Below are 3,838 nucleotides of genomic sequence, written 5' to 3'. Positions count from 1 at the left end.
TATGGATATTTCAAGTTTACTCACACATAAGAGCATTGCGTGAAATTCTGAGCGTGAAAACTCCGGATGCACCGCCCCCGCTGGGTATAAACGAGCACAGCGAAGTTATACCTAGCGGGGGCGGATTTTTACAGGTCTGAAATTTTAACGCTGTTTTTGGCAGAGGCTAACGCGCTGCGCTTGTTGGCTCACAAAAACGTTTAAAATCGCCCACAGGCGATTTTAATCCGTTTTTGGAGCTTGCAAAGTTGTGTCAGTGGAATACAATGTGTGTATACAATTGTAAATACATCGAGATTGCTCTGATCTTCGTCCTGGCATTCGCCGGCATGATCATCAAAAGCACGCTATTTTTTATCGAGTTCGAGATCTTGATATCTTTGTTATCCGCATTTTGCATCAGCAGATGAACCCTATGTTGCATCTTTAAAATCAGCTCGAGCGATAAATGCAAAAAACGCCCCTTAGAGGGCGTTTTTTGTTTCAAATGAACGCGCTGGATTTTGCTATGTAAATCGCTCTAAAACTGTCACAAACTTACAAGGTGCTATGGAAGCATATTGCCTTGATCAAGTGTCCAAAATCTTCGCTAAGAGCGTTTGAGGGCTTCTGAGGTCTATTTCTGATAGCAAACTTTGCTATTTACCATAATAGGAATAATAAACACCAAAATTGTTTGGCTTAATTTCATCAATTGTTCGGAAGGGGGGATTCATGCCGAACAATTGATGAAGAAAACATGCTGACAGTGTTGGCACTGGCATTTTGTTTGATTTCTTTTGAAAAATGCCCTTTCAGGAAATGTTCTTTTTATTCGGGCAATAGCTCGCTCTTTTTGGCATTTAGGACATGTATAAGCAAATATCATTTGTACCCTTACTTGGAAGCAGTATCTCATTTTTTTGGGGATTTTACTCTTATTGTGAATATGAATAAAGTTGAATTTCGTGCTGAATTGAGCATAAATCTCGGTATGGGCTATCTGGAAAGCAAGTTTAGCTAAAATCCCTCAAACTTCATTTGGTCATCTACTCGATAAGAGAATCTTAGCTTAGTTGCTTTACGCTGCTTCCTCTCGATGATTTCAACGCTTATATTCTTTATTTCAGTAGTGTCTTCAATGGTATCGATGCTTTGCTTGATAACACTGCGATTAAACTCTTTAAACAACGGATAAGAATAAACTTTTTCCTTATTCTTTATTGTGTAAAGCCCAAGCTCTTCCTTTAGTTCTTCAACAGTAATTTCAAAAAAACGGTCTTTCTTCTGACTTATTTTCTGCCTTATAAGTTGATATATGTTACTGGCATTTGTGTCTCTGAGTCGTGCGCTAGAGATAAGCACTTGAGTAGTGAAATTACCCTCTATCATGCAAATATACGGCTCCATTTGACGACTAAAGCTAATATCTACGTAACCGTCACCGTCCTCATAGTCACAGTATTCAGTGACGTTAAGCATGCGAACCCCTTTACCGCTAGGTTTCTTCCAAGGCCGATCTCCTTGACGAGCTATAGGCGGTAAAAGTTGATCTTTTGGGATTCCTATTATCTGTTTCTGTAAATCCAACGTAGCGGATTTTAGTTGTTCGTAGGCTGTATTCATTTCCAGCTTAGCTATTTTTGCATACTCACTAGCGTATATACGAAACACTTGGCCTTGTTTTACTATCTTTTTAGAGTCAAGTTGAGCAATAGCCATAAATAAAACGCGCCTAGATGATAAGGGCATCTTAGATAGTGTTTTGTTTATATCAGTTTTATGCCGAACTTTTGTTTTACTCGATACGTTGGTTAATTTCATAGGTGTACTTTGTTTTTTTAATCACACACCTACTTTATAGGTGTGTTGCTGACTTTGTCAATATACACCCGTGTAAAAGAGGTGGGTTTTTATCCACATGACTCGGTAGACGCACACCTTTAACTCGGTAGACGCACACCTTAACTCGGTAGACGCACACCTTTAACTCGGTAGACGCACACCTTTAACTCGGTAGACGCACACCTTTAAAATTTATTCTTTATAACTTACAATAGCTTAAGTGAACTCCTAAGTCTTTAAAGTCTTTTAAGTTATACATAAAGTTTTTAAAGGTAAATTCAGCTGAAATTTGTGGATAACGCATTTCAAAAATTTACTTGGTGCCAACCCCTCTTAGGGGCGTTGCCCCTGCCGGCCCTTCCCCTCGTTTCACTCGTACCGGCATACCCCAAAATGCACACCTGCTCTCTCAGAGCGATTTTGAGAGGCTTTTCGTAAGGAGCAAGGTTGTTTAATGTATGTGCCTATGAAATCTCCTAGCAGAGCATTTAAGCTCCGTTAAGAGATGTTTATCAGGGCACGATTAGCTTTTTTTTTTAGCTGGAAGATTGGGGAACGCGTTTTGAGGACTGTTTTACACTTAACTCTGTAAAGTCGCGCTCGTTCCTCGCTACGGCTTCGCCAAGTTAAAATTAGGATCATCGATAGTGATTCAAGAACACTAATTATAATTTTTTTCTATAAATCTGTTTAAGTATTCAGGATCAGTTTTTAGTTTGCTGATGATATTGTTTTTTCGCCCAATGGCGGTGCTGTGATTTTTAGCTTTGTTTTTAGCTTTTTGAGCCTCTTGCTTGTAGTGCTTCACCAACTGGTTATTTTCATCGATAGTTTTGTTTAGTTCATGTAACTTTTGACTTAGATTTATCTGTGTACGGTTTAATTCTCTTTCTTTCTTTAATATTGCGTTTTTTCTCGCTTCAATTTCTATGTGTTGGTTCTCTACTTCAAGCGCTGCGTTTTTTCTCGCTCTTTCTTGTGCGTTTTCAACGTCATATACGCACTGTTCTTTTAAGCTTTCGTAGTGCTGTAGGTTCTTTTTAAGTTCATCTTTTAGGTTTTTCACTTCGCTGTTTTGGCTTGCGTCAAACACCAGTAAAGTAATGGCGGCTATAATTACTGCTACAACTAACCCAACAATTATGCTGATTGGCCATAATTCTAAAAAGCGTTCTGTCGTTGTGTAGTTATCTCTAAAATAATCCCCATTTTCTTCTATTAAAAGCGTTGTACTACTCAGTACATCGATTGAATGCCAAAGCCCTAGGCATGCAGCAATAAGAATTAAAAAGGCAATATAAGTTGTTTTCATCGTAAATAGATCTCTGTAATTTCAGGGCGGAAATGACCGAGTTCTTGGCTTACTGTTTCAAGAGCTGTATCGCGAAAATAACCAGAATTTTGTAACTCGTTCATCCTTTCTTGAGTATAACTGTGGCGTAATCCATGGGCTCCCCTAGACCAACCAAGTACGCGGTTTGAGGCTTGTGTATATGAATTAGACCATTTGTGACCAGCACCAATGTCATATTTTTGTTCGTAATGGACACCGCGATCTGTGACTTTTTGCGGTGTATCGAGCCTACGTTCTTCTAATTTACTTGCAAGCTGTGTAGGGATAAGAACTTCTCGAATCAACCCGCCTTTACCGGTAACGGTATAAATTACGCCCTCTCTCCCTTGAAATTTACTATCTAGTGCAGGTCTTTCACTTGCTTGTTTTTCCGATGCATAAGAGAGAGTATATAGCTCATGAGCCCTGAGTCCGGCGGCATAAGCGATTTGAGTTGATAAAGCATTTCGTTCTGTCTGCGACTCAGAAACTAACTTCATTTGCTCTGTTGTATAAGTGCGACTTGAAAGTGCTTGTTTAAACTCTGATTCGACATAAGGTAAGGTTTTTCCTTGTTCAAGCTTACCAGTTACATGAGTGAGCATTGATTGAATTGCCTGGCGTTCCATATCAAGCGTTTTCTGTCCTACCTCTAGTCCTCTTGCTTCAAGGTATTGAATT

At 39.2% G+C, this 3,838-nt stretch carries 4 protein-coding genes; 1 reads left to right on the top strand and 3 read right to left on the bottom strand.

Translation table 11 applies throughout. From position 1 onward, the window contains the following. Positions 1–286 precede the first annotated feature (286 nt). Complete coding sequence (locus ACT3RM_RS17160; protein ID WP_404821839.1) at positions 287–430, top strand: type II toxin-antitoxin system RelE/ParE family toxin; 144 nt, start codon at positions 287–289, stop codon at positions 428–430. A 569-nt stretch (positions 431–999) separates the two neighbouring features. On the opposite strand, the gene ACT3RM_RS17155 is transcribed toward ACT3RM_RS17160, so the two are convergent. The 3 genes from ACT3RM_RS17155 to ACT3RM_RS17145 form a co-directional block, all read right to left on the bottom strand. Further along, positions 1,000–1,803: a replication initiation protein gene (locus ACT3RM_RS17155; RefSeq protein ID WP_161519135.1), complete on the bottom strand. Its 804-nt coding sequence runs from the start codon at positions 1,801–1,803 to the stop codon at positions 1,000–1,002. A gap of 682 nt (positions 1,804–2,485) precedes the next feature. Further along, positions 2,486–3,136, bottom strand: coding sequence for a hypothetical protein (locus ACT3RM_RS17150; RefSeq protein ID WP_161519138.1), 651 nt, complete (start codon positions 3,134–3,136; stop codon positions 2,486–2,488). Beyond that, positions 3,133–3,838 (bottom strand): site-specific integrase (locus tag ACT3RM_RS17145; protein ID WP_444511457.1); only part of this gene is annotated, 706 nt, incomplete at its 5' end. The genes ACT3RM_RS17150 and ACT3RM_RS17145, both read right to left, overlap by 4 nt.

The organism is Pseudoalteromonas sp. AOP7-A1-14, assembly GCF_052376275.1.
Classification (GTDB): Bacteria; Pseudomonadota; Gammaproteobacteria; order Enterobacterales; family Alteromonadaceae; genus Pseudoalteromonas.
Note: the sequence above shows the minus strand (reverse complement) of the source record. Positions and strands in the feature narration are given on the sequence as shown.

Coding starts and splice junctions, on each gene's coding strand:
- ACT3RM_RS17155 (WP_161519135.1), bottom strand. CDS start 1,803: ATGAAATTAACCAACGTATCGAGTAAAACAAAAGTTCGGCATAAAACT.
- ACT3RM_RS17150 (WP_161519138.1), bottom strand. CDS start 3,136: ATGAAAACAACTTATATTGCCTTTTTAATTCTTATTGCTGCATGCCTA.